The organism is Amycolatopsis sp. NPDC004747, assembly GCF_053601335.1.
Map to the genome: position 1 here is coordinate 256,930 of NZ_JBSGBQ010000010.1, position 26,595 is coordinate 283,524.

Annotated in this window: 26 protein-coding genes; 17 read left to right on the top strand and 9 right to left on the bottom strand. The window is 70.3% G+C overall.

The annotated features are described in order from the left end of the window. Window positions 1-351: 351 nt before the first annotated feature. From ACWEGE_RS18640 to ACWEGE_RS18670, 7 genes are all read left to right on the top strand, one after another. Window positions 352-1,182 (top strand): HAD family hydrolase, encoded by an 831-nt coding sequence (locus tag ACWEGE_RS18640; protein ID WP_310969158.1) that lies wholly within the window; start codon window positions 352-354, stop codon window positions 1,180-1,182. Between the two features lie 702 nt (window positions 1,183-1,884). Beyond that, the gene (locus tag ACWEGE_RS18645; RefSeq protein ID WP_449661757.1) at window positions 1,885-3,624 is read left to right on the top strand and encodes a glycoside hydrolase family 3 protein; all 1,740 of its coding nucleotides are present in this window, start codon (window positions 1,885-1,887) and stop codon (window positions 3,622-3,624) included. Next, window positions 3,621-4,868, top strand: coding sequence for an exo-beta-N-acetylmuramidase NamZ family protein (locus ACWEGE_RS18650; RefSeq protein ID WP_449661688.1), 1,248 nt, complete (start codon window positions 3,621-3,623; stop codon window positions 4,866-4,868). The genes ACWEGE_RS18645 and ACWEGE_RS18650 overlap by 4 nt, the downstream gene beginning before the upstream one ends. A gap of 47 nt (window positions 4,869-4,915) precedes the next feature. Continuing rightward, on the top strand, window positions 4,916-6,646 hold the full coding sequence (locus ACWEGE_RS18655; RefSeq protein WP_449661758.1) for a serine hydrolase: 1,731 nt from the start codon (window positions 4,916-4,918) through the stop codon (window positions 6,644-6,646). Between the two features lie 238 nt (window positions 6,647-6,884). Next, on the top strand, window positions 6,885-7,859 hold the full coding sequence (locus ACWEGE_RS18660; RefSeq protein WP_449661689.1) for a MurR/RpiR family transcriptional regulator: 975 nt from the start codon (window positions 6,885-6,887) through the stop codon (window positions 7,857-7,859). A 24-nt stretch (window positions 7,860-7,883) separates the two neighbouring features. Then, window positions 7,884-8,813, top strand: coding sequence for an N-acetylmuramic acid 6-phosphate etherase (locus ACWEGE_RS18665; protein ID WP_449661690.1), 930 nt, complete (start codon window positions 7,884-7,886; stop codon window positions 8,811-8,813). A 55-nt stretch (window positions 8,814-8,868) separates the two neighbouring features. After that, entirely contained in the window at window positions 8,869-9,960 is a 1,092-nt protein-coding gene (locus ACWEGE_RS18670) for a HoxN/HupN/NixA family nickel/cobalt transporter (protein ID WP_449661691.1), read from the top strand. Here the strand turns inward: ACWEGE_RS18670 and ACWEGE_RS18675 are convergent. After that, window positions 9,957-10,679, bottom strand: coding sequence for an oxidoreductase (locus ACWEGE_RS18675; protein ID WP_449661692.1), 723 nt, complete (start codon window positions 10,677-10,679; stop codon window positions 9,957-9,959). The genes ACWEGE_RS18670 and ACWEGE_RS18675 overlap by 4 nt on opposite strands. Then, the gene (locus ACWEGE_RS18680; protein WP_191312649.1) at window positions 10,676-11,173 is read right to left on the bottom strand and encodes a phosphoribosyltransferase; all 498 of its coding nucleotides are present in this window, start codon (window positions 11,171-11,173) and stop codon (window positions 10,676-10,678) included. Before ACWEGE_RS18680 ends, ACWEGE_RS18675 begins: the two co-directional genes overlap by 4 nt. 113 nt (window positions 11,174-11,286) lie before the next feature. Between ACWEGE_RS18680 and ACWEGE_RS18685 the strand changes: the two genes are divergently transcribed. The 4 genes from ACWEGE_RS18685 to ACWEGE_RS18700 all read left to right on the top strand — a co-directional run bounded on the left by ACWEGE_RS18685 (window position 11,287) and on the right by ACWEGE_RS18700 (window position 15,143). Further along, entirely contained in the window at window positions 11,287-11,889 is a 603-nt protein-coding gene (locus tag ACWEGE_RS18685; RefSeq protein WP_449661693.1) for a GNAT family N-acetyltransferase, read from the top strand. Window positions 11,890-11,989: 100 nt separating this feature from the next. Further along, window positions 11,990-13,972 carry an acetate--CoA ligase gene (gene acs, locus ACWEGE_RS18690; protein ID WP_449661694.1) on the top strand — a complete coding sequence of 661 codons (1,983 nt, stop codon included), beginning with the start codon at window positions 11,990-11,992 and terminating at the stop codon, window positions 13,970-13,972. A gap of 142 nt (window positions 13,973-14,114) precedes the next feature. Continuing rightward, window positions 14,115-14,624, top strand: a complete 510-nt coding sequence (locus ACWEGE_RS18695; RefSeq protein WP_449661695.1) for a DUF6319 family protein — start codon at window positions 14,115-14,117, stop codon at window positions 14,622-14,624. 207 nt (window positions 14,625-14,831) lie between these two features. Next, window positions 14,832-15,143: a helix-turn-helix domain-containing protein gene (locus ACWEGE_RS18700; protein WP_449661696.1), complete on the top strand. Its 312-nt coding sequence runs from the start codon at window positions 14,832-14,834 to the stop codon at window positions 15,141-15,143. 100 nt (window positions 15,144-15,243) lie between these two features. On the opposite strand, the gene ACWEGE_RS18705 is transcribed toward ACWEGE_RS18700, so the two are convergent. Beyond that, window positions 15,244-15,600: a cupin domain-containing protein gene (locus ACWEGE_RS18705; RefSeq protein ID WP_449661759.1), complete on the bottom strand. Its 357-nt coding sequence runs from the start codon at window positions 15,598-15,600 to the stop codon at window positions 15,244-15,246. 117 nt (window positions 15,601-15,717) lie between these two features. Between ACWEGE_RS18705 and ACWEGE_RS18710 the strand changes: the two genes are divergently transcribed. Then, window positions 15,718-16,446 (top strand): VIT1/CCC1 transporter family protein, encoded by a 729-nt coding sequence (locus ACWEGE_RS18710; protein ID WP_449661697.1) that lies wholly within the window; start codon window positions 15,718-15,720, stop codon window positions 16,444-16,446. Here the strand turns inward: ACWEGE_RS18710 and ACWEGE_RS18715 are convergent. Further along, window positions 16,443-17,900 carry a peptide MFS transporter gene (locus tag ACWEGE_RS18715; RefSeq protein WP_449661698.1) on the bottom strand — a complete coding sequence of 486 codons (1,458 nt, stop codon included), beginning with the start codon at window positions 17,898-17,900 and terminating at the stop codon, window positions 16,443-16,445. The genes ACWEGE_RS18710 and ACWEGE_RS18715 overlap by 4 nt on opposite strands. Window positions 17,901-18,091: 191 nt before the next feature. Between ACWEGE_RS18715 and nhaA the strand changes: the two genes are divergently transcribed. The 3 genes from nhaA to ACWEGE_RS18730 are packed head-to-tail and all read left to right on the top strand — an operon-like array spanning window position 18,092 to window position 20,748. Next, window positions 18,092-19,279: a Na+/H+ antiporter NhaA gene (nhaA, locus tag ACWEGE_RS18720; protein WP_449661699.1), complete on the top strand. Its 1,188-nt coding sequence runs from the start codon at window positions 18,092-18,094 to the stop codon at window positions 19,277-19,279. 42 nt (window positions 19,280-19,321) lie between these two features. After that, window positions 19,322-19,816 carry a phage holin family protein gene (locus ACWEGE_RS18725; RefSeq protein ID WP_449661700.1) on the top strand — a complete coding sequence of 165 codons (495 nt, stop codon included), beginning with the start codon at window positions 19,322-19,324 and terminating at the stop codon, window positions 19,814-19,816. Between the two features lie 5 nt (window positions 19,817-19,821). Further along, window positions 19,822-20,748 (top strand): alpha/beta fold hydrolase, encoded by a 927-nt coding sequence (locus ACWEGE_RS18730; protein ID WP_449661701.1) that lies wholly within the window; start codon window positions 19,822-19,824, stop codon window positions 20,746-20,748. On the opposite strand, the gene ACWEGE_RS18735 is transcribed toward ACWEGE_RS18730, so the two are convergent. Beyond that, window positions 20,735-21,823 carry an FAD-dependent oxidoreductase gene (locus ACWEGE_RS18735; RefSeq protein WP_449661702.1) on the bottom strand — a complete coding sequence of 363 codons (1,089 nt, stop codon included), beginning with the start codon at window positions 21,821-21,823 and terminating at the stop codon, window positions 20,735-20,737. The genes ACWEGE_RS18730 and ACWEGE_RS18735 overlap by 14 nt on opposite strands. A gap of 111 nt (window positions 21,824-21,934) precedes the next feature. Here ACWEGE_RS18735 and ACWEGE_RS18740 point away from each other — a divergent pair, with 111 nt between their 5' ends. Further along, on the top strand, window positions 21,935-22,816 hold the full coding sequence (locus tag ACWEGE_RS18740; protein ID WP_449661703.1) for a TetR/AcrR family transcriptional regulator C-terminal domain-containing protein: 882 nt from the start codon (window positions 21,935-21,937) through the stop codon (window positions 22,814-22,816). On the opposite strand, the gene ACWEGE_RS18745 is transcribed toward ACWEGE_RS18740, so the two are convergent. Genes ACWEGE_RS18745 through nth form a run of 4 tightly spaced genes read right to left on the bottom strand, consistent with a single transcriptional unit; the run spans window position 22,813 to window position 25,970 of the window. Further along, window positions 22,813-23,997, bottom strand: a complete 1,185-nt coding sequence (locus tag ACWEGE_RS18745; protein WP_449661704.1) for a MarP family serine protease — start codon at window positions 23,995-23,997, stop codon at window positions 22,813-22,815. The two genes, ACWEGE_RS18740 and ACWEGE_RS18745, sit on opposite strands and share 4 nt — an antisense overlap. A 4-nt stretch (window positions 23,998-24,001) precedes the next feature. Then, entirely contained in the window at window positions 24,002-24,694 is a 693-nt protein-coding gene (locus ACWEGE_RS18750) for an NUDIX hydrolase (RefSeq protein ID WP_449661705.1), read from the bottom strand. After that, window positions 24,691-25,290 carry a TlpA family protein disulfide reductase gene (locus tag ACWEGE_RS18755; RefSeq protein WP_449661706.1) on the bottom strand — a complete coding sequence of 200 codons (600 nt, stop codon included), beginning with the start codon at window positions 25,288-25,290 and terminating at the stop codon, window positions 24,691-24,693. The genes ACWEGE_RS18750 and ACWEGE_RS18755 overlap by 4 nt, the downstream gene beginning before the upstream one ends. Further along, window positions 25,287-25,970: an endonuclease III gene (nth, locus tag ACWEGE_RS18760; RefSeq protein WP_449661760.1), complete on the bottom strand. Its 684-nt coding sequence runs from the start codon at window positions 25,968-25,970 to the stop codon at window positions 25,287-25,289. Before nth ends, ACWEGE_RS18755 begins: the two co-directional genes overlap by 4 nt. A 226-nt stretch (window positions 25,971-26,196) precedes the next feature. Between nth and ACWEGE_RS18765 the strand changes: the two genes are divergently transcribed. Continuing rightward, window positions 26,197-26,448: a hypothetical protein gene (locus ACWEGE_RS18765; RefSeq protein ID WP_003081722.1), complete on the top strand. Its 252-nt coding sequence runs from the start codon at window positions 26,197-26,199 to the stop codon at window positions 26,446-26,448. Window positions 26,449-26,595: the final 147 nt, after the last annotated feature.

Genomic DNA, 26,595 nt, shown 5'->3' on the forward strand with positions numbered 1-26,595 from the left:
ATCGACGAAGGTAAGCGGAAGGTAAGAACACCGTGGGAAAGCGGAATGCGACCGGCACAAAGGGAACCGGGAAAGGCAAACGGAAGGTAAGAGGGCGGCCCCCGCCAGGGGGGAGGGACGGGGGCCGCCGTGGGTTCAGCCCCGGGGGGTCGGACTGAACCGGCCCGGTTGGACACCGGGCTCCCTCACTGTAACTCCGCCCGACACCGGTTCGCGCGCCGGATGAGGCACACAGTTCGATAACGGCACAGCGCGCCCGAAGTGCCTGCCTGTCATGGATTTTCCGCCCGGCGCGACGCGCGCGTGGTGGATCAACGGGACGCGCGCCGATCAAGCTCCTATCCTGGAGAGGTGGCCGAACCGAGCAGCGCGCCGTCGCGCATCCGGAAGCCGGGCCCGGAGCACGCGGTGGCCGCGTTCTTCGACCTGGACAAGACGATCATCGCTTCGTCGAGCGCACTGGCATTCAGCAAGCCCCTCTTGAAAGAAGGGCTGATCAACCGTCGCGCCGCGTTGCGAAGTGCGTACGCGCAGCTGGTGTTCTCACTCGCCGGCGCCGACGAGAACAAAACCGAGCGGCTGCGCGCCGAAGTTTCCGCGCTGTGCGCCGGCTGGGACGTCGCCCAGGTTTCGGCGATCGTCCGCGAGACCCTGCACGACGTCGTCGACCCGCTCGTGTACGCGGAGGCGGCGGAGCTGATCGCCCGCCACCGCGAAGACGGGCACGACGTCATCGTGCTGTCGGCGACCGGCGAGGAGGTCGTCGCGCCGGTGGCGGAGATGCTCGGCGCGACCCGGAGCGTCGCCACCCGGATGCAGATCGTCGACGGCCGCTACTCCGGCGAAGTCGACTTCTACTGCTACGGCGCCAACAAGGCCGTCGCCGCGAAGCAGCTCGCCGCGACCTACGGGTACGACCTCGCCGAGTGCTTCGCCTACACCGACTCGAGCACCGACATCCCACTGCTCGAGGTCGTCGGGCACCCGCACGCGGTCAACCCGGACAAGCTCCTGCGGCGCGAGGCCCTCGAGCGCGGCTGGCCGATCCTGGCCTTCGACCGGCCGATGTCGCTGCGCACCCGGATCCCGACGCGATCGGCCGGGATGGTGGCGCTCGGCGTCGGCGCGGTGGCCGCCGGAGCGACCTGGTACGGCCTCAGTCGTCGCCGTCGGTCCCGCTAGCCGGACACGCGCCACCCACACGGCCGTACGGCCTCCGCTTTGCTTGGCCCAGCCCCGAATTGTCCGTCGCGGAGGGTGCCGATGTCACCCGATCCAGCCTCTGTACCGGTGCACCCGTCCGCGCACTTGAAGTGACCGGGCTCACGGCGTAGAAAGTAGGTGCGGACGTTCGGTCGGCCAGGGAGCAGGTAGAAGAGAAGCCTGTTCCACCCCGGCAAACCTCCGTGCGCGGACTCCGGGTACCCACGCGCAGCGCGCCGCGGGAGGCTCGTCGTCTAGGGACTGCGTAGTGGGACGCCACACGCCGAGTCCATGTAGGTACGACCAGAGTTGCACGCTTGGTCGCCCGAGAAGTTCGCGCTTGCAGGCGGCGCCCGTGGCTTCGGCCACGGGCGCCGCCTCGTCTATTCGGGGGGACGTTTCGGGCATCTCGCGTGACTGGCGGGGCATCACACGTGACTGGCGGGGCATCACGCGTGGCGTGCTGCAGCTTGCAAGCGGAGAATTTCCTACCGATCCGGGTACGACCTGGCCGTTCGCGCGGACGGTCGATGGACAGCGCCGGATTCGGTGAGTAGCTTCCCGATACTGGCGCCTCCAAGTGGACTTCTGACGTCCGGACCGGCGCCCGCTACTTCTGGGAGGCTGGTCGTGACGACCCGAAATCGGAGGTTCCATGCGCTCGCCCTGCCCGTCGCGGGGGTGCTCGCCTTCACCGGTGTGGGTGTCGCGACCGCCGCGAGCGCACCGCGGGTGAGCGCGGACGCGCAGGCCGAGGCCGCGGCGACGCAGGCGCTGCGAGGGCTGACGCTCGAGCAGAAGGTCGGCCAGCTGTTCGTCACCTGGGTGAACGGCAAGACCGCCGACGAGGTCAACCCGAAGAACCAGGCCGACTTCGGCGTCGACACCCCGGCTCAGGTCGTCCAGAAGTACCACCTCGGCGGGGTCATCTACTTCAACAACGACTCGCGTGACAACTTCGACGACCCCGTGCAGGTCGCGAAGCTGTCCAACGGCCTCCAGCGGGCCGCCGTCACGAGCGGCGCGCACATCCCGCTGCAGATCGCCGCCGACCAGGAGGGCGGCACCGTCACGCGGATGGGGGCGCCGGCCACCGAGTTCCCGAACGCCATGGCCATCTCCGCCGGACGGGACACCGACCGCGCCACGCAGGCCGCGACCATCCTCGGCCGCGAACTGCGCGCCGTCGGGATCAACCAGGACTTCGCGCCCGATTCGGACGTCAACTCCAACCCCGTCAACCCGGTCATCGGCGTCCGGTCGTTCTCCGGGCGGCCGGGCCTGGCCGGCGACTTCGTCACCGCCGAGGTGAAGGGCTTCGAGAAGTCCGTCGCGGCGACGGCCAAGCACTTCCCCGGCCACGGCGCCGCGCCGACCGACAGCCACACCGGGCTGCCGCGGATCGACAGCACCGAAGCGCAGTGGCGGGCCACCGACGTGCCGCCGTTCAAGGCCGCGATCGCCGCCGGCGTCGACTCGATCATGAGCGCGCACATCCAGTTCCCGAGCCTGGACCCGTCGCTCGAACCCGCGACGCTGTCGAAGCCGATCATCACCGACCGCCTGCGCAACGAGCTGGGCTACAACGGCGTCGTGATCACCGACTCCCTCGAGATGGAGGGGGTGCGCAAGCTGCACGGCGACGCCGAAATCCCGGTGCTCGCGCTCAAGGCGGGCGTCGACCAGCTGCTCATGCCGGTGCACCTGGAGCTCGCGATCAACTCGGTGCTCGCCGCCGTCAAGTCCGGTGAGCTCCCGATGCGGCGGATCGACCAGAGCGTGCTGCGCGTGCTCAAGCTCAAGTTCAAGCGCGGCATCCTATTCTCGCCGTTCGTCGACACCGGCCGGGTCATGAAGACCGTCGGCATCCCGGCGAGCCTCAAGACCGCCCAGGACATCGCCGACCGCGGCATCACGGCCATCGCGAACGACGCCGGCCTCCTGCCGCTCGCGCAGAAGCCCGCGACCACGCTCGTCACCGGCTGGGGCGTCTCCACGACGGCGACCCTGGCCCAGAAGCTGACCGCCCACGGCACCGCCGCGACGGCCTACCAGACCGGCCAGACCCCGACGGACGCCCAGGTCGCGCAGGCCGTCGCCAAGGCCCAGACCGCCGACCTGGTCGTCGTGCTGACCAACAACATCGCCACCTACCCCCTGCAGACCAAGCTGCTCGACGCGCTGCAGGCCACCGGGAAGCCGGTCGTCGCGGTGGCCGCGCAGATCCCGTACGACGCCGGTTACCCGAGCGCCGTCCGGACCTGGCTGGCCACCTACGGCTACATCGGCCCGACGCTCGAGGCGCTGGCCAAGGTGATCCTCGGCGAGACGAAGCCGGTCGGGAAGCTGCCGGTGGACATCCCGGCGGGGGCCGACGTGCAGACCGTGAAGTACCCCTTCGGCCACGGGCTGACCTGGTGAACCTCAACCGCCGCCACTTCCTCGGCGCGAGTGCGCTCGCCGTTCCGGCGCTGGCGGGCGGCTCCGCGGTGGCGGGAGCCGAGCCCGAAAGCCGCGGCCGGGTCCTCACCGGCGCGGAGCAGCTGGCCGCGCAGAGCTGGCGACCCCTCAAGGGCCGCAAGCTGGGCGTGCTTTCGAACCCGACCGGCGTCCTGCTGAACGGCGACCACATCGTCGACTCCATGGTGGCCGCCGGCGTGAAACCGGTGGCGGCCTTCGGCCCCGAGCACGGCTTCCGCGGCAGCGCGCAGGCCGGCGGGTCCGAGGGCGACTACACCGACCCTCGCACCGGCGTCCCGGTCTACGACGCGTACGGCGTCGACGCGACGAAGCTCGCTTCGCTGTTCACCAAGGCGGGCGTCGACACGGTCGTCTTCGACATCGCCGATGTCGGCGCGCGCTTCTACACCTACATCTGGTCGCTCTACACCGCGATGGTGGCCGCGGCGCAGGTCAAAGCCACTTTCATCGTCCTGGACCGGCCGAACCCGATCGGCGGCCGGGCGGCCGGGCCGGTGCTGGACCCGAAGTTCGCCTCCGGCATCGGGCGGCAGCCGATCGCCCAGCAGCACGGCATGACCGTCGGCGAGCTCGCCCGGTTCTTCGCCGGAGAGTTCCTGCCGGACGAAAAACTGCAGCTCGACGTCGTCGGAGTCCGCGGCTGGCAGCGTGACGCGCTCTTCGCGCGGACCGGGCTGAACTGGGTGCTGCCGAGCCCGAACATGCCGACGCCGGACACCGCGCTCGTCTACCCCGGCACCGGGATGTTCGAGGGCACGGTGTTCTCCGAGGGCCGCGGCACGACCCGGCCGTTCGAGATCATCGGCGCGCCCGGGCTCGACTGGCGCTGGCGCGAGAAGCTCGAGGACCTGGCCCTGCCCGGCGCCCGGTTCCGCGAGACCTACTTCGTCCCGACGTTCGGCAAGTTCGTCAACCAGACGTGCGGTGGCGTGCAGCTGGGCGTGAGCGACCCGCAGGCGTTCGACGCGATCCGGACCGCCGTCGCCATGCTCGTCACGGCGAAGGCCCTCCACCCGGAGCTGTTCGCCTGGCGGCCCGACAACTACATCGACAAGCTGTCCGGGTCCGACCGGCTCCGGACCATGGTCGACGCCGGCGCGGGCGTCGACGAGGTCACCGGCGCCTGGCGGGCCGAGCTGGCCGAGTTCGACCGGAGACGCCGCCCGTACCTGCGCTACCGCTGAGGGGGAGACTCGTGCGTGTTAGGAAGGTGCTCGTCGCGGTCACCGCAGTGCTGGCCGCACTGACCACGTTGACCGTGTCGGACTCGGGAGCCAGCGCCATCACCAGCCACGATCCGGCGGCCGGCCGCTTCGACCGGCCGCGGCAGGGGTTCGCCCCGCCGTGGACGACGCTGCGCGACGGACGGCCGCAGGAGGTCGACCTCGACCCGGCGCCGATCAAGGCGGCCGAGAGTTTCCTGGCGAGCTGGACCGAACCCGACGCCTCCGGGCACCCGCACTTCTCCGGGGCGGTCGGCCTGCTCGCGCACGACGGCGTGGTCGTCGACCGGTACGCGGTCGGCGGCGCGCTGCGGTACGCCGACGCCAAGGGCACCGAACTGCCTGCCGGCCAGCAGGTCCCGATGAAGAACGACACGATCTTCGACATGGCTTCGATCTCGAAGCTGTTCACCTCGATCGCGGTGCTGCAGCTGGTCGAACGCGGTCAGTTCACCATCGACACGCCGGTCAGCCGCTTCTTCCCGGAGTTCGCCACCGGCGACAAGGCCGCCATCACGGTCAAGATGCTGCTCACTCACACCTCCGGCTTCGACGCCGACCCGATCCCGTCGCTCTGGGCGGGCTACCCGGACATCCCGTCGCGCCGGCAGGCCGTGCTCGACAGCCCGCTGAAGAACAAGCCGGGGACGACGTACCTCTACTCCGACATCAACCTGCTGACGCTCGGCTTCATCGTCGAGAAGCTGACGGGCCAGTCCCTCGACAAGGTCGTCCACAACCGGATCACCGCGCCGCTCGGCATGGCCGACACCGGGTACAACCCGCCCGCGGCGAAGCTGGCCCGGATCGCCGCGACGGAGTTCCAGGCGAACCCGCCGCGCGGGATGGTGCGCGGCAGCGTGCACGACGAGAACGCGTGGTCCCTCGGCGGCGTCGCCGGGCACGCCGGCGTGTTCAGCACCGCGGGCGACATGGCCGCCCTCGCCCAGACGATCCTGAACGGCGGCAGCTACCGCGGGCACCGGATCCTGCGCGAGGAGACCGTGCGGCAGCTGTTGACGAACTACAACCAGCAGTTCCCCGACGACGCGCACGGCCTGGGCTTCGAGCTCGACCAGCCCTGGTACATGGGTGCGCTGGCGTCGCCGGTCACCGCCGGGCACACCGGTTACACCGGAACGACGCTGGTCATCGACGCGGAGTCCCGGTCGTTCGCGATCCTGCTGACCAACCGGGTGCACCCGAGCCGGAACTGGGGCTCGATCAACACCGCCCGCCAGGTCTGGGCGACTTCGCTGGCCAGGGCCATGGCGGTGCGGCCAGTGGCCGGGACGGACGCCTGGACGAGCACGCTGGGTAACGCCGGGGTGGCAACGCTCAGTACACGGCCGTTCACGACGCACGGAGCTCAGGCGCGAGTCTCCTTCGCTGCTTTCGTGGACACCGAAGGCAGTGGTGATCCACTTCAGCTGCAGGCCAGCACCGACGGCGTTAACTGGCAACCGATCGCCCTATCGGTTTCCGGGCCGGGCGCACCCTCCGGAACTGTGATGTCGCTCTCCGGGCACGGGCACCGTAGCTGGTGGCGGGTGGTGGGCGCCGTTCCGGAAGGCGCGTCGGTGAGCCTCCGCTGGCGTTACAGCACCGACCCGAGTTACACCGGACGAGGAGTTTCGGTGGACGGTGTGAAAGTCACCGAGAGCGGCCGATCACTCCTCGACGGTGAACGAGACCCCGCCGTCTTCACCGCGGACGGCTGGCAATTGACCTCTCGGTGACCGATCGGTCGCCGAACGTCGACCGGAAGCCCGAATTTACCGTCCCTTTGCCGCTTGCGCAGCGACACTAAGTTGCCAAGTCGTTAGCTTGAGCTCGTTAACAAGGTCGACCTGGTTGGCGACTTTCTGGTCAGTGATTAATCGCAAATCCAGATCCGCAGACACGGACGGGTTGCGATCCGACCGAAGGGTGTGGGTAGCCTTGTCGCAGATGCCAACGGTTAGTAACTTTCCGACGGTGAGTGATACCGAATCCGTAGTCGGCACGGCACCGTCCGAGCCCGTATCGGTCCAGACGGCCGTGCGGGACGCCGATTCCAGTCCGCTGGTGCGGATCCGGTCCCTGCTCCCCGGACTGGCCCGTGCCGAGCAGCGCGTGGCCAAGGTGGTGCTGGAAGACCCCGCCTCGGTGGCGCGGCGCAGCATCACCGAAGTCGCCCTGGCCGCCAACACGAGCGAGACCACGGTGACGCGGTTCTGCAAGGCCGTCGGGGTCGGCGGCTACCCGCAGCTGCGCATCGCGCTGGCCGCGGACACCGCGCGCACCGAGGCGCGCACCACGCGCAACCTCGGCGGCGAGATCGGCCCGGAGGACGACCTGGCCGCCGTGATCGGCAAGGTCAGCTTCGCCGACGCGCGCGCCGTCGAAGAGACGGCCGACCAGCTCGAGGTCGCCACGCTCGAGCAGGTGATCGAGGTCGTCGCGAACGCCGGCCGCGTGGACGTCTACGGCGTGGGCGCCAGCGCGTTCGTCGCCGCCGACCTGCAGCAGAAGCTGCACCGCATCGGCCGCGTGTGCTTCGCGTGGTCGGACACGCACATCATGCTCACCTCGGCCGCGGTGCTGAGCCCCGGTGACGTCGCGATCGGCGTCTCGCACACCGGCGCGACCACCGACACCGTCGAGGCGCTGCGCGTGGCGCGTGAGCACGGCGCGATCACCATCGCCGTGACGAACTTCCCGCGCTCCCCGATCACCGAAGTCGCCGACCACGTTTTGACGACCGCGGCCCGGGAAACCACGTTCCGCTCGGGCGCCACGGCGAGCCGCATCGCCCAGCTCACGGTCATCGACTGCCTGTTCATCGGCGTCGCGCAGCGGCACATGGACGCGTCGGTCAGCGCGCTGGACGCGACGCGGGACGCAGTCGGATCGCACCGCTTGGGGGTCAGGCCGGACGGTCGTCGCCGTCCGCGGGAAACCGGCAAGTAGATGACCGGAGAAAAGGTGAGGCGCATGATGACCGTCCCCATGCAGGCGGTGCACGTCGATTCGCCGACCGAGACCCGCAATCCCCGCACCAAGGACATCGACCTGATGTCCACCGCGGGGATCTTGGGCGCGATCAACGCCGAGGACCGCACAGTCCCCGGTGCCGTGGCCGCGGTGCTGCCCCAGGTGGCGCACGCGGTGGACTTCGCGGTGGACGCCCTGCGGGCCGGAGGCCGGGTGCACTACGTCGGTGCGGGCACGTCCGGGCGCCTGGCCACCCTGGACGCGGCCGAGCTGGTGCCGACGTTCAACGTGCCGGGCGACTGGTTCATCGCCCACCACGCCGGCGGCGAGCGCGCACTGCGGCACGCCGTCGAAAACGCGGAGGACGACTCGGCGGCGGGGGCCGCCGAGATGGCCGCGATGGTGCAGCCGGGCGACTTCGTGCTCGGGCTGACGGCGTCGGGCAGGACGCCGTACGTGCTGGGTGCGCTGGCCGCGGCGTCGCGCCAGGGCGCCCGGACCGGCTTGGTCTCGGGCAACGCCAAGGCCGCGAAGCCGGCCGGGGTGGACGTCCTCATCGCCGTCGACACCGGTCCCGAGGCGATCGCCGGCTCGACCCGGATGAAGGCGGGCACGGCGCAGAAGATGATCCTCACGTCGTTCTCCACCGCGACGATGATCAAGCTGGGCCGGACCTACTCCAACCTGATGGTCAGCATGCGGGCGACCAACGCGAAGCTGCGCGGCCGGACCATCCGGATCCTGCAGGAAGCCACCGGCATGACGATGGCGGACTGCTCGGACGCGCTCACCGAGGCCGGGGGCGACCTCAAGGTGGCGCTGGTGCACTTGCTGTCCGGGGAGGACGTCAAGAGCGCCGCGAAGGCTTTGCACACGTCCGGCGGGCACGTGCGCAAGGCGCTCGACACTCTTAGGGTGCGGGCGAGCTAGATCTTCATCTGTTCACCTGTCTAACCTCTCAGATGAGCGGGAAGGCGGGTGGGCGATGGCGGGCACGGCGGAGGACTCGCGGCGCGGGCTGTCGCGTCGCGAGTGGCTGTCGATCGGCGGGATGGGCGGGTTCATCCTGCTGCTGAACGTCGTGGGCTGGGGCGTGCTCACGGCGTTCGTCGTGCCGCACCACTACGCGCTGGGCACGTCCGGCGTGTTCGGGATCGGGCTGGGTGTCACGGCGTTCACGCTCGGCATGCGGCACGCGTTCGACGCCGACCACATCGCCGCGATCGACAACACGACGCGCAAGCTGATGGGTGACGGCCAGAGGCCGCTTTCGGTCGGCTTCTGGTTCTCCCTCGGGCACTCGACGATCGTGTTCGTGCTGTGCCTGCTGCTGTCGCTGGGCGTCCGCGCGCTGGCCGGGCAGCTCGAGGACGGCTCGTCGGCGCTGCACCGGGCCACCGGCGTGATCGGGACGTCGGTGTCCGGGGTGTTCCTGTACGTGATCGCGATCCTGAACCTGGTCGTGCTCGTCGGGATCCTGCGGGTCTTCCGGCAGATGCGCCGCGGCGACTTCGACGAAGCCGAGCTCGAACGCCGGCTGGACAACCGCGGCTTCATGAACCGGCTGCTGCGCGGCGCGACGAAGGCCGTGCGCAAGCCGTGGCACATCTACCCGGTCGGGCTGCTGTTCGGCCTCGGCTTCGACACCGCGACCGAAATCGGGCTGCTCGTGCTGGCCGCGGGCGCGGCGACGTTCGCGCTGCCGTGGTACGCGATCCTCGTGCTGCCGATCCTGTTCGCGGCCGGGATGAGCCTGTTCGACACCGTCGACGGCTGCTTCATGAACTTCGCTTACGGCTGGGCGTTCGCGAAGCCGGTGCGCAAGATCTTCTACAACATCACGGTGACCGCGCTGTCGGTCGCGGTCGCGCTGCTCATCGGGACCATCGAGCTGGTGTCGATCCTCGCCGAGAAGCTGGACATCACGAGCGGGCCGCTGGCCGCGATCGCTTCGGTTGACCTGGACTACGTCGGTTTCGGGATCGTCGGCCTGTTCGTGCTGACCTGGGTGGTTGCGCTGGCGGTGTGGCGGTTCGGGCGGATCGAAGAGAAGTGGTCGGCCAAGCTCTCCGGCTAAGAAGCCGCGTCCGAAATGGACTTCGCTTCGCGCGCACCGGCTTCGAACGCTTCGCAGCAGAAGAGCAGCCACGCGCGGACGCCCTCGGGCGTACCGCCGGCGAAGCCTTCGGCGGCTTCCAGGTACTTCGGCACCCGGCGGAAGAACGCCACCTCCGGCACGCTCAACGACTTCGGGTCGAGCCCGGTCGCGACCATCGTCAGGCGGGCGGCCGCCCGCGCGACGACGCCGTCCGCGCTGCCGAACGGCTTGAGCGCCAGCAGTTCCCCGTGGACGACCGCGGTCAGGACCGGGCCCGGCACCGACGTCGCCCCGGTCACCAGCTGGGCCAGCAGCTCGAGCCGGCCGCCGCCGGACCGCGGGCGGCCCAACGCATCCAGGTCTTCGACGAGGTCCGCCGCGGCGAGGACGTGCAGCCGCGCCAACGCCTGCAGGGGTGCCCGGCGCCAGGTCGGCAGCAGGGACTCGAGGGTCTCCGCGACGCGCAGCGCGCCGGCGAGGACCGGGTCGGCGACCGCGCCGTCGGCGGGCAGTTCCGGGTTGGCGCCTTCGATGCCGGCCGACGCGCGGGCGGCGCGCACGGACGCTTCCGCCGCCGTCGCCGCGCCGCCGCGGAGGTTCGCCGGGAGGCGGTGGACCGCGAACACCGCGTCCTGCGCCGACTTCGCGGCCGCGGCGACGCCTTCGAGGTCGAGGAGGGGCCTCAGCGGGTCGGTCATGCGTCGAGCACCTGTCCTTCACGGGTGACCACGGGCGGCAGCACCGACCACGGGAAGTTGATCCAGCGGTCGGTGTGCCGCCAGACGTACTCGCACTTCACCGTCGAGTGCGGCTTCTCGTAGACGACGGCCGAGCGGACCTCGGCGACGTGCTCGAGGCAGAAGTCGCGGACCAGCTTGAGCGTGGCGCCGGTGTCGGCGACGTCGTCGGCGATCAGCACCTTCTTGCTCGTCAGGTCGACGACGTTGGGCACCGGCGGCAGCATCACCGGCAGGTCGAGGCGCTGGTCGACGCCGGTGTAGAACTCGACGTTCATCACGTGCAGGTTCTTCACGTCGAGCGCATAGCCGAGCGCGCCGGCGACGAACAGCCCACCGCGCGCGATCGAGAGGATGAGGTCCGGCGCGAAACCGTCTTCGGCGATGGTGTGAGCCAGTTCACGGCTCGCCGTGCCGAACAGCTCCCAACTCAGCTCTTCCCGCTCTTCGGCCATCGAGCCCGCCCTTTCGTCGTGGTCCGCCGAGCATAGGCAACGCGGGAGTGGCATTCGAAAATGCGTGAAAACTGGCTATCCGAAACGGCCAATAGTCTGCTTATGGTGATCATGTGAGCGACTGGAGCACCCGACCGACCCTGTCCGGCGAGCACGTCCGCCTGGAGCCGCTGACGCCCGCGCACGCCAAGGGCCTGCTGGAGGCTGGCGCCGACCCGGGCATCTGGGCGTGGCTGAGCACCCGGCAGCCGGGGGATCTCGCGGCTGCCGAGCGGCTGGTCGAGCAGGCGCTCGCCGACCCCGACCGCCGTCCGTTCGCGCAGCTCGACCCCGCTTCCGGCCGCGTCGCCGGGACGACGTCGTACTACCAGGTCGTCGAGAAGCACCGGATCCTGTCGATCGGGCACACGTGGATCGGCGCGGACTGGCAGCGCACCGGGCTCAACACCGAGTCGAAGCTGCTCCTGCTGACCCACGCGTTCGAAACCCTTGGCGCGCAACGGGTCGCGTGGGAGACCGACATCCGCAACCTGCGGTCGCAACGCGCCATCGAACGGCTTGGCGCGCTTCGCGAGGGCGTGCTGCGAGCGCACCGGATCCGGCCCGACGGGTCGTCCCGCGACACCGTCCTGTATTCGATGCTGGCGCCGGAGTGGCCCGCGGCGAAGGCCCGGCTGAACGAACGCTTAGTCAGCGCGGCTCGCCTGCCTCGGTGAAACGGCGGGGCAACGTGGGTGCAACCTTTTACAAGGCGGACTAACGTCGCTAGCGTGCCGCTAGCCGTCATGTCGGCGCACTACAGGAGGCCTTGCAACCATGACCGAGCAGTCCCCCGCCCTGGACAACCTGCTCACCGAGAGCCGCACCTTCCCGCCCGGCGACGATTTCGCTGCTCAGGCGAATGCGAAGGCCGATCTCTACGCCGAGGCGGACGCCGATCGCGAAGCGTTCTGGGCCAAGCAGGCGGAGCGGCTCACGTGGGACACGAAGTGGACCACGGTACTGGACTGGACCAATGCGCCCTTCGCGAAGTGGTTCGTCGGCGGCAAGCTGAACGTCGCCTACAACTGCGTCGACCGGCACGTCGAGTCCGGCCACGGCGACCAGGTCGCGATCCACTGGGTCGGCGAGCCGGGCGACACCCGGGACATCACCTACGCCGAGCTGAAGACCGAGGTTTCCAAGGCCGCCAACGCACTCGCGTCGCTGGGCGTCACCGCGGGCGACGTCGTGGCGATCCAGCTGCAGATGGTGCCCGAGGCCATCTTCGCGATGCTCGCGTGCGCTCGGATCGGTGCGCTGCACAACGTCGTCTTCGGCGGCTTCTCGCCGACAGCGCTGCGGGCCCGCGTCGACGACGCCGCCGCGAAGATCGTGATCACCTCCGACGGCCAGTTCCGCCGCGGCAAGGCCGCGCCGATGAAGGCGAACGTCGACGAAGCTCTCGACGGCGCCGAGACCGTCGAGAAGGTCATCGTCGTCAAGCGCACGGGCGACAAGCTCGAGGGCGACGTCCCGTGGACCGACGGCCGCGACCTGTGGTGGCACGAGCTCGTCGACGGACAGTCCGAAGAGCACACTCCCGAAGCCTTCGACAGCGAGCACCCGCTGTTCATCCTCTACACGTCCGGCACGACCGGGAAGCCGAAGGGCATCCTGCACACCTCCGGCGGTTACCTGACGCAGACGGCGTACACGCACCACAACGTCTTCGACCACAAGGCCGGCGAGGACGTCTACTGGTGCACCGCGGACATCGGCTGGATCACCGGCCACAGCTACATCGTTTACGGCCCGCTCGCCAACCGCGTAACGCAGGTCGTCTACGAAGGCACGCCCAACACCCCGCACGAGGGGCGGCACTGGGAGATCGTCCAGAAGTACAAGGTCTCCCTCTACTACACGGCGCCGACGCTGATCCGCACCTTCATGAAGTGGGGCGCGGAGATCCCGGAGAAGTACGACCTGTCGTCGCTGCGCGTGCTGGGTTCGGTCGGCGAGCCGATCAACCCGGAGGCGTGGATCTGGTACCGCGAGAACATCGGCGCGGGCCGGACCCCGATCGTCGACACGTGGTGGCAGACCGAAACCGGCGCGATCATGATCTCGCCGCTGCCCGGCGTCACGTCCACCAAGCCGGGCTCGGCGCAGAAGGCGTTGCCGGGTGTCTCCGCGAAGGTCGTCGACGACACCGGCACGGAGGTCCCGCACGGCGGTGGCGGGTACCTGGTGCTCGACAAGCCGTGGCCGTCGATGCTGCGGGGCGTCTGGGGCGACGAGGAGCGGTTCAAGGAGACGTACTGGTCGCGCTTCAAGGAGCAGGGCTTCTACTTCGCCGGCGACGGCGCGAAGTACGACAATGACGGTGACGTCTGGCTGCTCGGCCGCGTCGACGACGTGATGAACGTGTCCGGCCACCGCATCTCGACGACCGAGGTCGAGTCGGCGCTGGTCTCGCACCCGACGGTGGCCGAGGCCGCGGTCGTCGGCGCGACCGACCCGACGACCGGCCAGGGCATCGTCGCGTTCGTGATCCTGCGCGGCAACGCCGTCGACGGCGGCGAGGAGGCCATCCAGGCGCTGCGCAACCACGTCGCCAAGGAGATCGGGCCGATCGCGAAGCCGCGGCAGATCATGGTCGTGCCGGAGCTGCCGAAGACGCGCTCGGGCAAGATCATGCGCCGCCTGCTGCGCGACGTCGCGGAGAACCGGCAGGTCGGCGACGTCACGACGCTGGCCGACTCGTCGGTGATGGACCTGATCTCGTCGGGCCTGAAGTCGGGCAAGTCGGAGGAGTGAGCTAGCGTTCTCGCCGTCAGAGCCCTTCCGGCTTCGCGCCGGGAGGGCTCTGTCATGACACCCCGTGTGGCACGAGTCGAACGCATGTTCTACGCTGTGCCGCGAACCACACCCACTTCCCGGGCAAGGAGACGACACGACGATGACCGTGGATGTCCTGACGCACGACGAGGAAACGGCCGAGGCCCCGGTTTCCGCTCCGGCTCCGGCTGCTCCGGCCGATTCGGCTGCTTCGGAGGTTTCCGCCGACGAGGCGGCCGTCACCGAGTCCGCGTCCCCGGCCACCTCTTCGGAAGGCTCGCCCGAGCCGGCCGCCGAGGAGGCCCCGAAGCCGAAGCGCGGCCGCCCGAAGGGCGCGGCGACGGCGTCGACGGCGAAGAAGACCCGCACGGTCGAGCTGATCCTCACGGTCACCGGCACCGCCGACGGCGAGTGGCAGGCCGAGCTGAAGAACGGTTCGAAGTGGGTCGCGAAGGGCCTCGAGATCCCGGCCGCGGCGGTCTCGCGGGCGGCGAAGGAGCTGCACAGCGACCTGTCCGGCCCGATCGACGAGGTGATCAACCAGGCCCGCGAGGCGCAGGCCGCGAAGGTCGCCGCGCTGGAGGCCGAGCTCGAGAAGGCCAAGCAGGCCCTCGCCGAGCTGGACGCCTGAGCTTCACTCCAGGAAACGCCCGGTTCCGCTTCGAGCGGGGCCGGGCGTTTCCGTTTGCCCGACGGCCGGCAAGCAGCCCCCGCCCTTCGGCGGTTTCTAGGGGTGGTTGCAACACCTGAGTGTTCAGGAGTTGCTTCGTGTCGAGACGGGGATCGGGATCGGGCCCCGCGGGGTGTGGTTTGGCGTGCGGGTCGGCGTGGTAGGCCGTTGGTCGAGGAGCGGGTGGCCTACTTTGCGCTGGTGGAAGACGGTGTGGGCAGTCGGGAGGCTGCTCGGCGGGTCGGGGTCAACTATCGGACGGCGAAACAGTGGCGCGCCGCCGCCCCCGCGGCTGCTGCTGATGCGGCAGTGGCTGTGGCACCGCCGGTGGTGTCGGCGCGGTTTCTGAGCCTTGAGGAGCGGATCCGGATCGCTGACCGGGTCCGCCAACCCGGGATATCACTGCGGGCCATCGCCGCCGAGCTGGGCCGGCCGGTCTCGACCGCTAGAAACCGCCTTCCCTTGGGGGACGTCCCCTGATCCAGTCTACCGGCTCCCACCTGCAAAAACCGGCCGCTCGGTGATCTGTGGACAACTTGCGCAGCTGTGGATGGCCGTTTGCATCAACGGGCCGAATCCGCTACGACGTGATCGGCGGGCGGCCCGGCAGCGGGGACTTGAACTCGACCCACATCGCGTCCGTCAGGGCCTCCACGTGGTGGGTCACCCCGCGCGGGTGCAGCACCGAATCGCCCGGCTCCAGGTCCGCCTCCACGCCGTCGACCGCTCCCCGCAGCCGGCCCGACAGCACGTAGACGATCGAGTCGTGGTCGTGCGCGTGCGGCGGTGAAGACACCCCCGCCGGGTAGTGGATCAAGTACGCCAGACCGCTCGCCGCCTGCTCCAGCAGCCGGAAGCGGCCCTCGCCGCCCAGCAGCGGCGACCCCTCCACCGCCCGCAGCGGCTGCCACACCTGCTCGTCCATGCCGACCATCATGACCCGGACCGGCTGAGAGTCCACACAGGACGGCTTAGGTAAGGCAGTCGTTATTTAGGCGCACCTGAGAAAAACGCACCTCTCGCCACGATTCCGCTTCCGTGTTTCACTGGTCCGGTGACCGAAACGATCGACGGTGACGCCGTGGAACACACTCACGAACCGCACCAGGGCCTTGGCGGGAAGCTGAACTGGCTGCGAGCCGGGGTGCTCGGGGCGAACGACGGCATCGTGTCCGTGGCCGGCATCGTCGTCGGCGTGGCCGGCGCGACCACCGACAGCACCACGATCCTCACCGCCGGAATCGCCGGGCTCGTCGCCGGAGCCTTTTCCATGGCCGGCGGGGAATACGTTTCCGTGAGCACCCAGCGCGACACCGAACAGGCCCTGCTCCGGCTCGAAAAGCAGGAACTCAAGACGATGCCGGAGGCCGAGGAGCGCGAGCTCGCCGAAATCTACGAAGGAAAGGGCCTCTCGCCGGAGCTGGCGACCCGGGTCGCCCGTGAGCTGACCGAAAAGGACGCCCTGCAGGCGCACGCGGAGGCCGAGCTCGGCATCGACCCCGACAACCTGACCAGCCCGTGGCAGGCCGCGTGGGCGTCGCTGCTCGCCTTCTCGATCGGCGCGCTGCTGCCGATCCTGTCCATCGCCTGGGCCGGCGTCTCCCTGCGGGTGTGGGCGTGCGCCGCCGCCGTCGTCGTCGGCCTGACGCTGACCGGGTACGTCAGCGCCAGGCTCGGCGACGCGAACGTGGGGCGCGCGATCGTCCGCAACGTCGGCGTCGGCGCGCTCACCATGGTCGTGACCTACTTCGTCGGCGTCATCTTCGGGGTCACCGTGGGCTAGTGGACGCCCTTCATCAGCTTGCGGATGAAGGGACTGCCCAGGAACAGCAGCACGCCGACGCCGATCGCGACCAGGCCGACCGTGCTGAAGTACGGCGCTTCGTCGTCGACCGAGTAGTACGCGGCGAGCTTGCCGGACATCGCGGTGCCGAACGAGATCGACAGGAAGTTCAGCGCCACCATCTGCGTCTGGAACGCCTCCGGCGCGAGCTTCGTCGACAGCGACAGCCCCACCGGCGAAAGGCACAGCTCGGCGATCGTGAAGACGAACAGGATGCCGACCATCGCGAGCATCGGGCTGGCGTTCTTGCCGCTGCCCACCATCGGCAGGAACAGCAGGAACGCCGCGCCCATCAGCACCGTGCCGAGGACGAACTTCATCGGCGTCGACGGCTGGCGGTCGCCGAGCTTCGTCCACAGCGCCGCCAGCACCGGGGCGAAGACGATGATGAACACCGGGTTGATCGAGTTGACCCAGGACACCGGCATCACCCAGCCGAACAGGTCCCGGTCCAGCCGCTGGTCGGTGTAGGCCGCGACGACCGTGAACTGCTGCTGGTACAGCGAGAAGAACACCGCGCTGGCGATGAACATCGGGATGAACGAGACCACCCGGCTGCGCTCGACGGCGGTGATCTTGCGGCTGGTCAGGATGACGAGGAAGTAGACCACCGAGATGACGCCGACCACCCACACGACGACGTCGGCGAGGTTGCCCGGGTTGACGACGCCGGTGACGACCAGCGTCACCACCGCGGCCACCAGCACGACGGCGGCACCGATCGCCAGCGCCCGCTGGGACGCCTGCAGCGGGTTCGGCACCTCCTTCGCCTTGTCACCGAGGTTCTTGCGGCCGAACGCGTACTGGGTCAGGCCCAGCGCCATGCCGATCGCCGCGAGGCCGAAGCCGAGGTGGAAGCCGACCTCGGACTGCGCCAGCCCGGTCAGCAGCGGACCGACGAAGCCGCCGAGGTTGATGCCCATGTAGAAGATCGTGAAGCCCGCGTCGCGCCGTTCGTCGCCCTCGGCGTAGAGCGTGCCGACGATCGCCGTCGCGTTGGACTTCAGCCCGCCGCTGCCGACCGCGACGCACACGAGGCCGACGCCGATGCCGGCCAGGCCCGGCAGCAGGGCCAGGCTGAGGTGGCCGATCATGATCAGCACGGCGCTGTAGAACAGCGTCCGCTCGGAGCCGAGGAGGCGGTCGGCCACCCACGCGCCGATGACGGCCGAGAGGTAGACCAGGCCGCCGTACGCGCCGACGATGCCGAGCGCGGACTCCTGCGCGAGGCCCAGACCGCCCTGGTCGACCTGGTAGTACAGGTAGATCGGCAGGATGCCGAGCATCCCGTAGTAGGAGAACCGCTCCCACATCTCGACGCCGAAGAGGTTCGCCAGCCCTCGTGGGTGCCCGAAGAACCTCGTGTCCTGCTGGACCTCGGTGGAGGTGCTCACAACTCGTCATTCCTTTGTCCAGGCAACTTCGTTGTCGGTTGGCATGCTAAGAGCCCACCCGGTTACCCACCACCGGTACCCCATGTGACAGCGGTCATGACAATGCGTGACAAAGGGGCGGTAAACTGGGATCAAGGTGCGCCGGGAAGCCTGGTCGGCAACAGTGATCAGCGACCCCTGGAGCCGCCCCGATGACCCGCCCGTTCAGTGAGTTCGCCCGGTACCTGCGCACCGAAACGACCGGCGGGCTGATCCTGCTCGGCGCGACGGCGGTCGCGCTGCTCTGGGCCAACTCGCCGCTGCGGGACAGCTACCACGCGCTGCGTGAGTTCCGGCTCGGCCCGGAGTTCCTGCACCTGAACCTGACCCTCGACGACTGGGCGAAGGACGGCCTCCTCGCCCTGTTCTTCTTCGTCGCCGGGCTGGAGCTCAAGCGCGAGCTCGTCATCGGCGAGCTGTCGCGGTTCAAGCAGGCGATCCTGCCGGTCGTGGCCGCGGTCGGCGGCATGGTCGTGCCCGCGCTCGTCGCCCTCGCCGTCGGCTGGGGGACGCCGGGCATCGAGCGCGCCTGGGCGATCCCGGTCGCCACGGACATCGCGTTCGCCCTCGGCGTGCTCGCGCTGACGGCGTCGAACCTGCCCTCGAGCGCCCGCGTCTTCCTGCTTTCCCTCGCCGTGGTGGACGACCTCGGCGCGATCGTCGTCATCGCCGTGCTGTTCACGACGGGCTTCGACCTGGTCGCGGTCGCCGTCGCCGTCGTGGCGCTCGCCCTCTACGCGTTCCTGCAGCACCGCCGGGTCCGGACGCCGTGGCTGTACGTCCCGCTGGCGCTGGTCACCTGGGTCGCGGTGCACTCGGCGGGCATCCACGCCACGATCGCCGGCGTCGCGCTGGGCCTGCTCACCCGCGTCCGCGCCGATGAGGGCGAGGCGGAGTCGCCGGCGCTGCGGCTGGAACACCGGCTCCAGCCGTGGTCGGCGGCCGTCGCCGTGCCGGTGTTCGCGCTGTTCGCGGCCGGGATCTCGGTCAATGCCGACGCGCTCGGCGCGGTGTTCACCACGGCGTTGCCGCTCGCGGTGCTCGCCGGGCTGCTCGGCGGCAAGGTCGTCGGGATCCTCGGCACCAGCCTGCTCGCCGTGAAGCTGCGGTTGGCGGAGAAGCCGCGCGGGATGGGCTGGCGGGACATGGCCGCGTTGTCCGTGCTCGGCGGGGTCGGGTTCACCGTGAGCCTGCTGATCGCGGAGCTGTCCTTGCCCGACGGCGCAAGCGAACTGGCGAAGGCGGCCGTGCTGATCGCGTCGGCGGCGGCGTCCCTGCTGGCGGCGGCCTTGCTACTCCGTCGTAGCAAGGTTCACGCGCGAATCGACGACACACTGTGAGTCCGCCGCGCCCGGTTTCGGGACACATGGCACGATGACCCGGTGAGCAGCCCCAAGCACGAGCGAACCGGCCCCGACGGCGTGGGGGCCGTGCCTTACCTCCCGCTGTCCTCCGCCACCGACGTCCCCGGCGACCAGTCGATCGGCCGCCTGGTCGGCGACGCGACCCAGCACATCTCCACCCTGGTCAGGGCCGAGATGGAGCTGGCGAAGTCCGAGCTCGTCGGCGAGGTGAAGAAGGGCCTCAAGGGGGCCGTCTTCTTCCTGATCGCGCTGACGGTCTTCCTGTACAGCACGTTCTTCCTGTTCTTCTTCGCGGCCGAGGGGCTGGCCCAGTGGCTGCGGTACCGCTGGATCGCGTTCGGCATCGTGTTCGTCCTGATGCTGCTCGTCGCGGGCGCGGCCGGGTTCCTCGGCTACCGCAAGGTGAAGAAGTTCAAGGCACCGGAGCGGACCATCGCCAGCGTCAAGGAGACCGCCGCGGCGCTCAAGCCGCAGCGTGCGCCCGAAGCCGACTTGACGACCACGCGCGACTGAAGTCGTTGCACGCGTCCCCCGACCCGTCGATCGTCCGGCTCGACGGCCCGTGGGTCCACCGCGACGTGTCCGCGAACGGCATCCGCCTGCACGTCGCCGAGCTCGGTGAGGGCCCGGTCGTGGTGCTGCTGCACGGGTTCGCCGAGTTCTGGTGGACCTGGCACCACCAGCTGCGGGCACTGGCCGAAGCCGGGTTCCGCGCGGTCGCCGTCGACCTGCGCGGCTACGGCGACTCGGACAAGCCGCCCCGCGGCTACGACGCGTGGACGCTGGCCGGTGACGTCGGCGGCCTGATCAAGTCGCTCGGCGCGCGCCGCGCCCACCTCGTCGGGCACGCGTGGGGCGGCATGCTCGCCTGGACGGTCGCGGCGCTGCACCCGCGGCTGGTGTCCTCGGTGACGGCGATCGGCGCCGCCCACCCGCTCGCCCTGCGCTCCGGCGCGGCCCGCCCGTGGCGGGGGCAGGGCCGCGCGGCCGGGCACCTCTTCCGCTTCCAGGTGCCGATGGCGCCGGAGAAGTGGCTGGTCAAGGACGACGCCCAGGCCGTCGCGGACCTGTTCGGCGGCTGGGCCGGCCGCCGCTGGCAGTCCACTTCGGACTTCACCGGCAGCGTCGAGGCGTTCCGGCAGGCGATGCTCGTGCCGGGCGTCGCGCACAGCGCGCTCGAGTACTACCGGTGGGCGTTCCGCGCCCAGTTCCGCGGCGAAGGTCGCCGCTTCACCGACGCCGTCGGCGCCCGGATCACGGCACCGACGCTGCAGCTGCACGGCGCCCAGGACACCTGCATCCTCCCCGAAACGGCGAAGTCGTCGACGCGCTGGGCGGGCCCGCACGCCGAGCCGGAGATCTGGCCGGACGTCGGGCACTTCCCCCACCTCGAGGTGCCGGACCGCACGTCGGCGGCCCTGGCGGAGTTCCTCAAGCGAGCCTGATGGCGTTCTTCGCCCGCTCCACCGACTCCTCCGAGGCCGGTCCTTCCGGGTTTTCGGTGGCCAGGGCCTGGTTCAACGCGACGAAGGGCCGCATCCGCCGTTCGTAAGCCGCGAAGGCCTCTTCGTGGTCGGCCCGGGCGAGTTCCTGCGCGAGGACGTACGCGCCGACCAGCGCCAGGCTCGTCCCCTGGCCGGACAGCGCCGAGGCGCAGTAGCCGGCGTCGCCGACCAGCACGACCCGGCCCGAAGACCAGCGGTCGAGGTGGATCTGGGCCATGGCGTCGAAGTAGAAGACGTCCGCGGCGGCCATCGCTTCGAGGAGCTTCGGCACCTCCCAGCCGACTCCGCCGAGGCGCTCGGCGACCAGCCGCTTCTGCTCCGGAACGGCCATCCGCGGCAGCGGTTCCGAGCCGAAGCCGAGCGTGACGCGCAGTTCGGTGTTGTCGCGGACCGGGTAGGCCACCCCGCCGGTGTGCTCGTGCCGGAACCAGACCTGCCAGTCTTCGAGCCCCAGGAAGTTGGGGGCTGGGAAGATCGCCAGGTACTGGCCGAGGTGGCGGGTGAAGTCCTCCTCGGGGCCGAAGGCCAGCCGCCGCACGGCCGAGTGCAGGCCGTCCGCCCCGACGACCAGGTCGAACGTCCGGAAACCGCCGTGCTCGAACTCGACCCGCACGCCGTGCGCCTCTTCGGTCAGGGCGGTGATCGAGTCGCCGAAGACGTACTCGACGCCGGGCGCCTCCAGCAGCATCGCGACGACGTCGTCGCGCAGGATCTCGAAGTCGGCGCTGTCGAGCCGGCCGCTGGTGAAGGTGTGCTCCTCCGACCGGAACAGCTCGCGGCCTTCGCCGTCCACCACCGACATCCCCCGCATCCGGGTGCGCAGCGCGCGCATCCGGTCGCCGAGCCCCAGCTCGTCGACGACGTCGAGCGCGACCCCGCGCACGTCGATCGCCTGGCCGCCGGTGCGCGGGCCGGGCGCCCGCTCCACCACGGTCACCGCCCAGCCCGCGCGGGCCAGGAACCGGGCCAGGGTGGCGCCGGCGATGCCGGCGCCGGAGATCAGGACGTTCCTCATCGGTTTCCTCCAGAGTCGTACGCTTGTACGCTCCACTTTCAAGAACCCCAAGCTCGTTGGCCATTTCTGTACTAGTACAGACGGCCATCTGTACTAGCTCAGGAGATCGCCGTGAAGTACCTGGCCATCGCCGACGAACTGCGCGGGCGGATCACCCGCGGCGAGCTGCCGCCGGGCGCACGGGTGCCCTCCGCCCGGCGGCTCGCGGCGGACCACGGCGTCGCGCTCGCGACCGCGGCCAAGGCGTTGGACCTGCTGGGCCAGGAGGGCGTCGTCCGCGCCGAGCCGCGGTCCGGCACGGTCGTCGCCGGCCGGGACCACCGCGGCGGCCGCCGGGGACTCACCCGCGAGCAGCTCGTCCGGACCGCCATCGCCATCGCCGACACCGAGGGCCTCGGCGCGCTGTCCATGCGCGGGGTGGCCGCCCGCCTCGGCGTCGCGGCGATGGCGCCCTACCGGTACGTGCGGGGCAAGGACGAGCTGGTGCTGCTCATGGCCGACGCCGCGTTCGGCGAGCGCGGCTACCCGGCGAAGCCGTCGGGCGACTGGCGCGACCGCCTGACGCTGGCCGGGCGCACGCTCTGGTCGCTCTACCGGCGCCACCCGTGGCTGGCGCAGCTCGGGCCGATCACGCGGCCGCTGCCGCTGCGCAACCTCGCCACCCACGGCGAGTGGGCCCTGTCGGCGCTGGCCGAGCTGGGCGTCGACGCGGCGACGCTGTGCAACCTGCACGTCCTGTTCTTCAGCCACGTCCAGGGCCTGGCGGTCCACCTGGAACGCGAGCAGAGCGCGCTGGCTTCGTCCGGGCTGACCGAGGACGGCTGGATGGACCACCAGAGCACCGCGGTCGCGGCCATGACGGCCGGGCACCCGACGTTCGCCAGGATGCTCGCCGAGCTCACCGAAACCGGCTACGACCTGGTGCTGGACGACATCTTCGAGTCGGGCCTGCGTGCCCTGCTGGACGGCGTCGCGCTGCGGTACGGGCGTTAGGCCGCGCAGGAGCCGGTGGACACGTTCGCCGTCTGCGAAGGAGCCGCGTCGACTTCGGCGCGGACCTGCTCGGCCGTCAGCGTGAAGCCGGTCTCCGGGTCCTCGACCGCCGCGCCGAAGACGACGCCGATGACCTTGCCGTCCGGGGTCACCATCGGGCCGCCGGAGTTGCCGCTGCGGATCTCGGCGCGGACCGTGAAGACGTCCCGCTGCACGGTGTTCGCCTCGTAGATGTCCGGGCCGCGCAGGTTGATCCGGCCGCGCACGCGCGCCGGGGTCGCCCGGTACGGTCCGTCGAGCGGGTAGCCGAGCACGACCGCGCTGTCGCCCGCCGACGCCGTCTCCGGGGCGAACTGCAGCGGGTCGGCCTTCAGGCGCGGCACCGCGAGCACCGCGATGTCGACCTCCGGGTCGAAGTAGACGACGCGGGCCGGGTAGTCGCCCTGGGTCGTCTCGATGCCGACGGTGTCGGTGCCCGCCACGACGTGCGCGTTCGTCATCACCCGCTGCGGCGCGATCACGAAGCCGCTGCCTTCGAGCGACCGCGAGCACGAACTCGCGGTGCCGCGGATCTTGACCACGCTGCCGTGCAGCTCCTGGACGATCCCGCTGCGCTGGAGCGCCGGGTCCGGCGGCGAGGTGTCCGCCGTCGGCGCCTTCTGGAACGGGTCCACGATGGACGGGAAGCCGGACGCGTCGAGCAGCTTGCGCAGCTGGCTCGGGAACCCCTGGGCGGCCGACGGCATGGCGTCGTTGACCTTGCCGAGCACCACCGAGCCGTTGATCGCCTTGGCCAGCCCCGGCAGGCCGGACACGGTGGTCAGCGGCGTCGCGATCAGCCACGCCACCACGAACACGACCAGGGCCTGCACGATCGCGCCGAGCGTCTTGTCGATGCCGGAGAGCCGGTCCGGGTTGATCTTCTGCCGCAGCCGGCGGCCGACGTAGACGCCGATCGCCTCGCCGAAGGCGACCAGGAAGACCACGGTCGCCACCGCGAAGGCGACCTTCCAGACCGGGTCGTCGAAGAACGAGACCACGACCGGCGCGAGCTTGATCCCTGCGACCGCGCCGAGCACGACGCCGACGAGCGAGGGCAGCGCGATGATCACGCCCTGGTACGCGCCGGACACCGCGGCCAGCAGAGCCAGCAGCAGCACGACGACATCGACCCAGTTCACCGCTTCACCCCTTCACTCGGGCCTGGAACGCGGCCAGCGCCTCGTCGAGGTCCCGGACGTCGCCCGAGTCCCACTCGCGCTCCCAGCCGCCCAGGCCCAGGAGGACCGACAGCAGCCCGGCGGTGAACCCCCACACGAACAGCCCGCCGACCTCGAAGGCCGGCCCCTTCCAGGGCATGCCCTTCTTCTGCACGGTGAACCGGTTGGCCGGGTCGACCAGGTCGGCGATGGCCACGCGGGCGACCGACGCCGTCTCGGCCGGGTCGACCGCGTGCACCGGCGACGGCTCGGCCCAGTGCGCCAGCACTGGTGTCACGGCGAAGCCGGAGACCGGGACGAACAGCTCCGGCAGCACCGCGACCGGCCGGACGCCGGAGGGGACCACGCCGGTCTCCTCCTCGGCCTCGCGCAGCGCGGTGCCGATCGGGCCGCCGTCACCGTCCTCCGCGCCGCCACCGGGGAAGGCGACCTGGCCGGCGTGCGAGCCCAGCGTGTCGGCGCGGCGCTGCAGCAGGATGTCGGGCTCGCCGTCGGCTTCGCGCTCGCCGAAGAGGATGAGCACCGCGGCCGGGCGGGTGTAGGCGTCTTCGGGCGGGCTGAACCGCGTGAACGTCTTGGAATCGACTTCGCCGCTCACCTTGACCAGCGGCCGGAGCCACTCGGGAACCGACTCGGGTTCGACCAGTGGTCCGATCACGATGCCCCCTCGACTGCCGCGCGCACCTGGTCAGTGTTCACGAACGAGCGGGGATTGGCGATGAACCGCACCTCGCCCGCGGCGGTGACCAAGTAGGACGCCGGGAGCGCCGAAGGCACCTTCAGCGCCGTCCGGACCGGGCCGGTCTGCCCGTCCCCGTCGAACACCGACGGCAGGTGCACCCCCAGCTTGGCCAGCAGGTCCAGGCCGTCCTTCGCCGGGCTCTGCACCTGGACGCCGAGGACGCGCACGGCACCCGGCCGCTTCGCGTACTCCTGGAGCACGGGCAGCTCGGTCCGGCACGGCTGGCACCACGACGCCCACACGTTGACCAGCACCGGAGCCCCGGCGAGCGCCTTGCCGAGGTCGACGCGCACGCCGTCGCCGAGACAGTCCACCGTGACGCCTTCGAGCTGCTTCACCGGCTGCGCCGGGCCCGGCGCCGGGCACGGCTGGAGCGCCGCCGCGGACCGGGCGGGCGCGAGGTCCTCCGACGGCTTCGCGGCGGTTTCGCCGCCGCCGCGCGGCAGCAGCGCGACGATTAGCGCCACCGCCAGCACGGCGGCGGCCAGCGCCCACTTGGTGACTCTCGTCACCGAGGCGCAGCCAGTGCCAGGATGTGGTCCTTTTCTTCGCCTTTGACCAGCTTCGCGGCTTCGTCGAACCCGGTCGGGCCGGTGCCGTACGACGGGCAGTCCTTGGCCAGCGGGCAGGCGCCGCAGGCCGGCTTCTTGGCGTGGCAGACCCGGCGGCCGTGGAAGATCACCCGGTGCGAGAGCATCGTCCACTCCTTGCGGGGGATCAGCTCGCCGACCACGTGCTCGACCTTGACCGGGTCCTCCTCCGCCGTCCAGCCCCAGCGCCGGACCAGCCGGCCGAAGTGGGTGTCGACGGTGATGCCCGGCACGTCGAAGGCGTTGCCGAGGACGACGTTGGCGGTCTTGCGGCCGACGCCGGGCAGGGTGACCAGGTCTTCGAGCTTGTTCGGGACCTCGCCGCCGAAGCGCTCGACCAGCGCCGCGCCCAGGCCCATGACCGAGTTCGCCTTGGCCCGGTAGAAGCCGGTGCTCCGGAGGTACTCCTCCAGCTCGGTGCGGTCGGCGCCGGCGTAGTCGGCGGCGGTCCGGTAGCGCTTGAACAGCGCGGGCGTGACGAGGTTCACCCGGACGTCGGTGGTCTGCGCGGACAGCACGACCGCGACCAGCAGTTCCAGCGGTGTGGTGAAGTCGAGCTCACAGTGGGCGTCCGGATACACGTCGTCGAGGCAACGCTTCATCCGCCTGGCGCGTCTCACCAGAGCTAACCGGCTTTCACCAGCGCCCTCACGGGGGGCGTTCGTGGTGGCAGGTGGCACCCCGATAGCCTACGGGCGCCGTCGGACGAGCCGGTGACTGCACCGGTGGACGACCGACACGCCAGAGCACCACCTCGGCGCGTTTTCCGGCCGCCATGAGCGAGGATCTGGAGTAGATGCTTTCCATCGAGTGTTTCGGGGTCCGGTCATGACTGTCTGGTTCGTCATCCTGGTCCCCCTGGTGATCATGTTCTTCGCGCTCGGCATGGAGCGCGTCGAGAGCAGGCTGAAGCACGTCGCGGTGCAGGAGAACGAGGTCGAAGAGTTCCTCGAGCAGGCGCAGCCCAACGAGGTCAGGGCGCTCTACGGGCACGGCATCGGCCGCGCGCTGGAGCTGTTCCGGCTGCGTAGGCTGGGCGGACGGGCAGCCAGGCTACGCGCGCGTCGCGTGCGGAGTTAGGCTCCACGTTCGAACGAGATCGTTTCCGCCACGTGCGAGTCCGGCGGGCGATCTCGGGAGTACGCCCTAGACTGACGCGCAAGTGATCGGCGTCACGCTCCTCCAGGCACGGGGGAGCGTGATCGTTTCTCGACGAGGAGGCACCCG

Coding starts and splice junctions, on each gene's coding strand:
- ACWEGE_RS18665 (WP_449661690.1), top strand. CDS start 7,884: ATGATGACCGTCCCCATGCAGGCGGTGCACGTCGATTCGCCGACCGAG.
- ACWEGE_RS18670 (WP_449661691.1), top strand. CDS start 8,869: ATGGCGGGCACGGCGGAGGACTCGCGGCGCGGGCTGTCGCGTCGCGAG.
- ACWEGE_RS18675 (WP_449661692.1), bottom strand. CDS start 10,679: ATGACCGACCCGCTGAGGCCCCTCCTCGACCTCGAAGGCGTCGCCGCG.
- ACWEGE_RS18680 (WP_191312649.1), bottom strand. CDS start 11,173: ATGGCCGAAGAGCGGGAAGAGCTGAGTTGGGAGCTGTTCGGCACGGCG.
- acs (WP_449661694.1), top strand. CDS start 11,990: ATGACCGAGCAGTCCCCCGCCCTGGACAACCTGCTCACCGAGAGCCGC.
- ACWEGE_RS18695 (WP_449661695.1), top strand. CDS start 14,115: ATGACCGTGGATGTCCTGACGCACGACGAGGAAACGGCCGAGGCCCCG.
- ACWEGE_RS18705 (WP_449661759.1), bottom strand. CDS start 15,600: ATGATGGTCGGCATGGACGAGCAGGTGTGGCAGCCGCTGCGGGCGGTG.
- nhaA (WP_449661699.1), top strand. CDS start 18,092: ATGACCCGCCCGTTCAGTGAGTTCGCCCGGTACCTGCGCACCGAAACG.
- ACWEGE_RS18735 (WP_449661702.1), bottom strand. CDS start 21,823: ATGAGGAACGTCCTGATCTCCGGCGCCGGCATCGCCGGCGCCACCCTG.
- nth (WP_449661760.1), bottom strand. CDS start 25,970: ATGAAGCGTTGCCTCGACGACGTGTATCCGGACGCCCACTGTGAGCTC.
- ACWEGE_RS18765 (WP_003081722.1), top strand. CDS start 26,197: ATGACTGTCTGGTTCGTCATCCTGGTCCCCCTGGTGATCATGTTCTTC.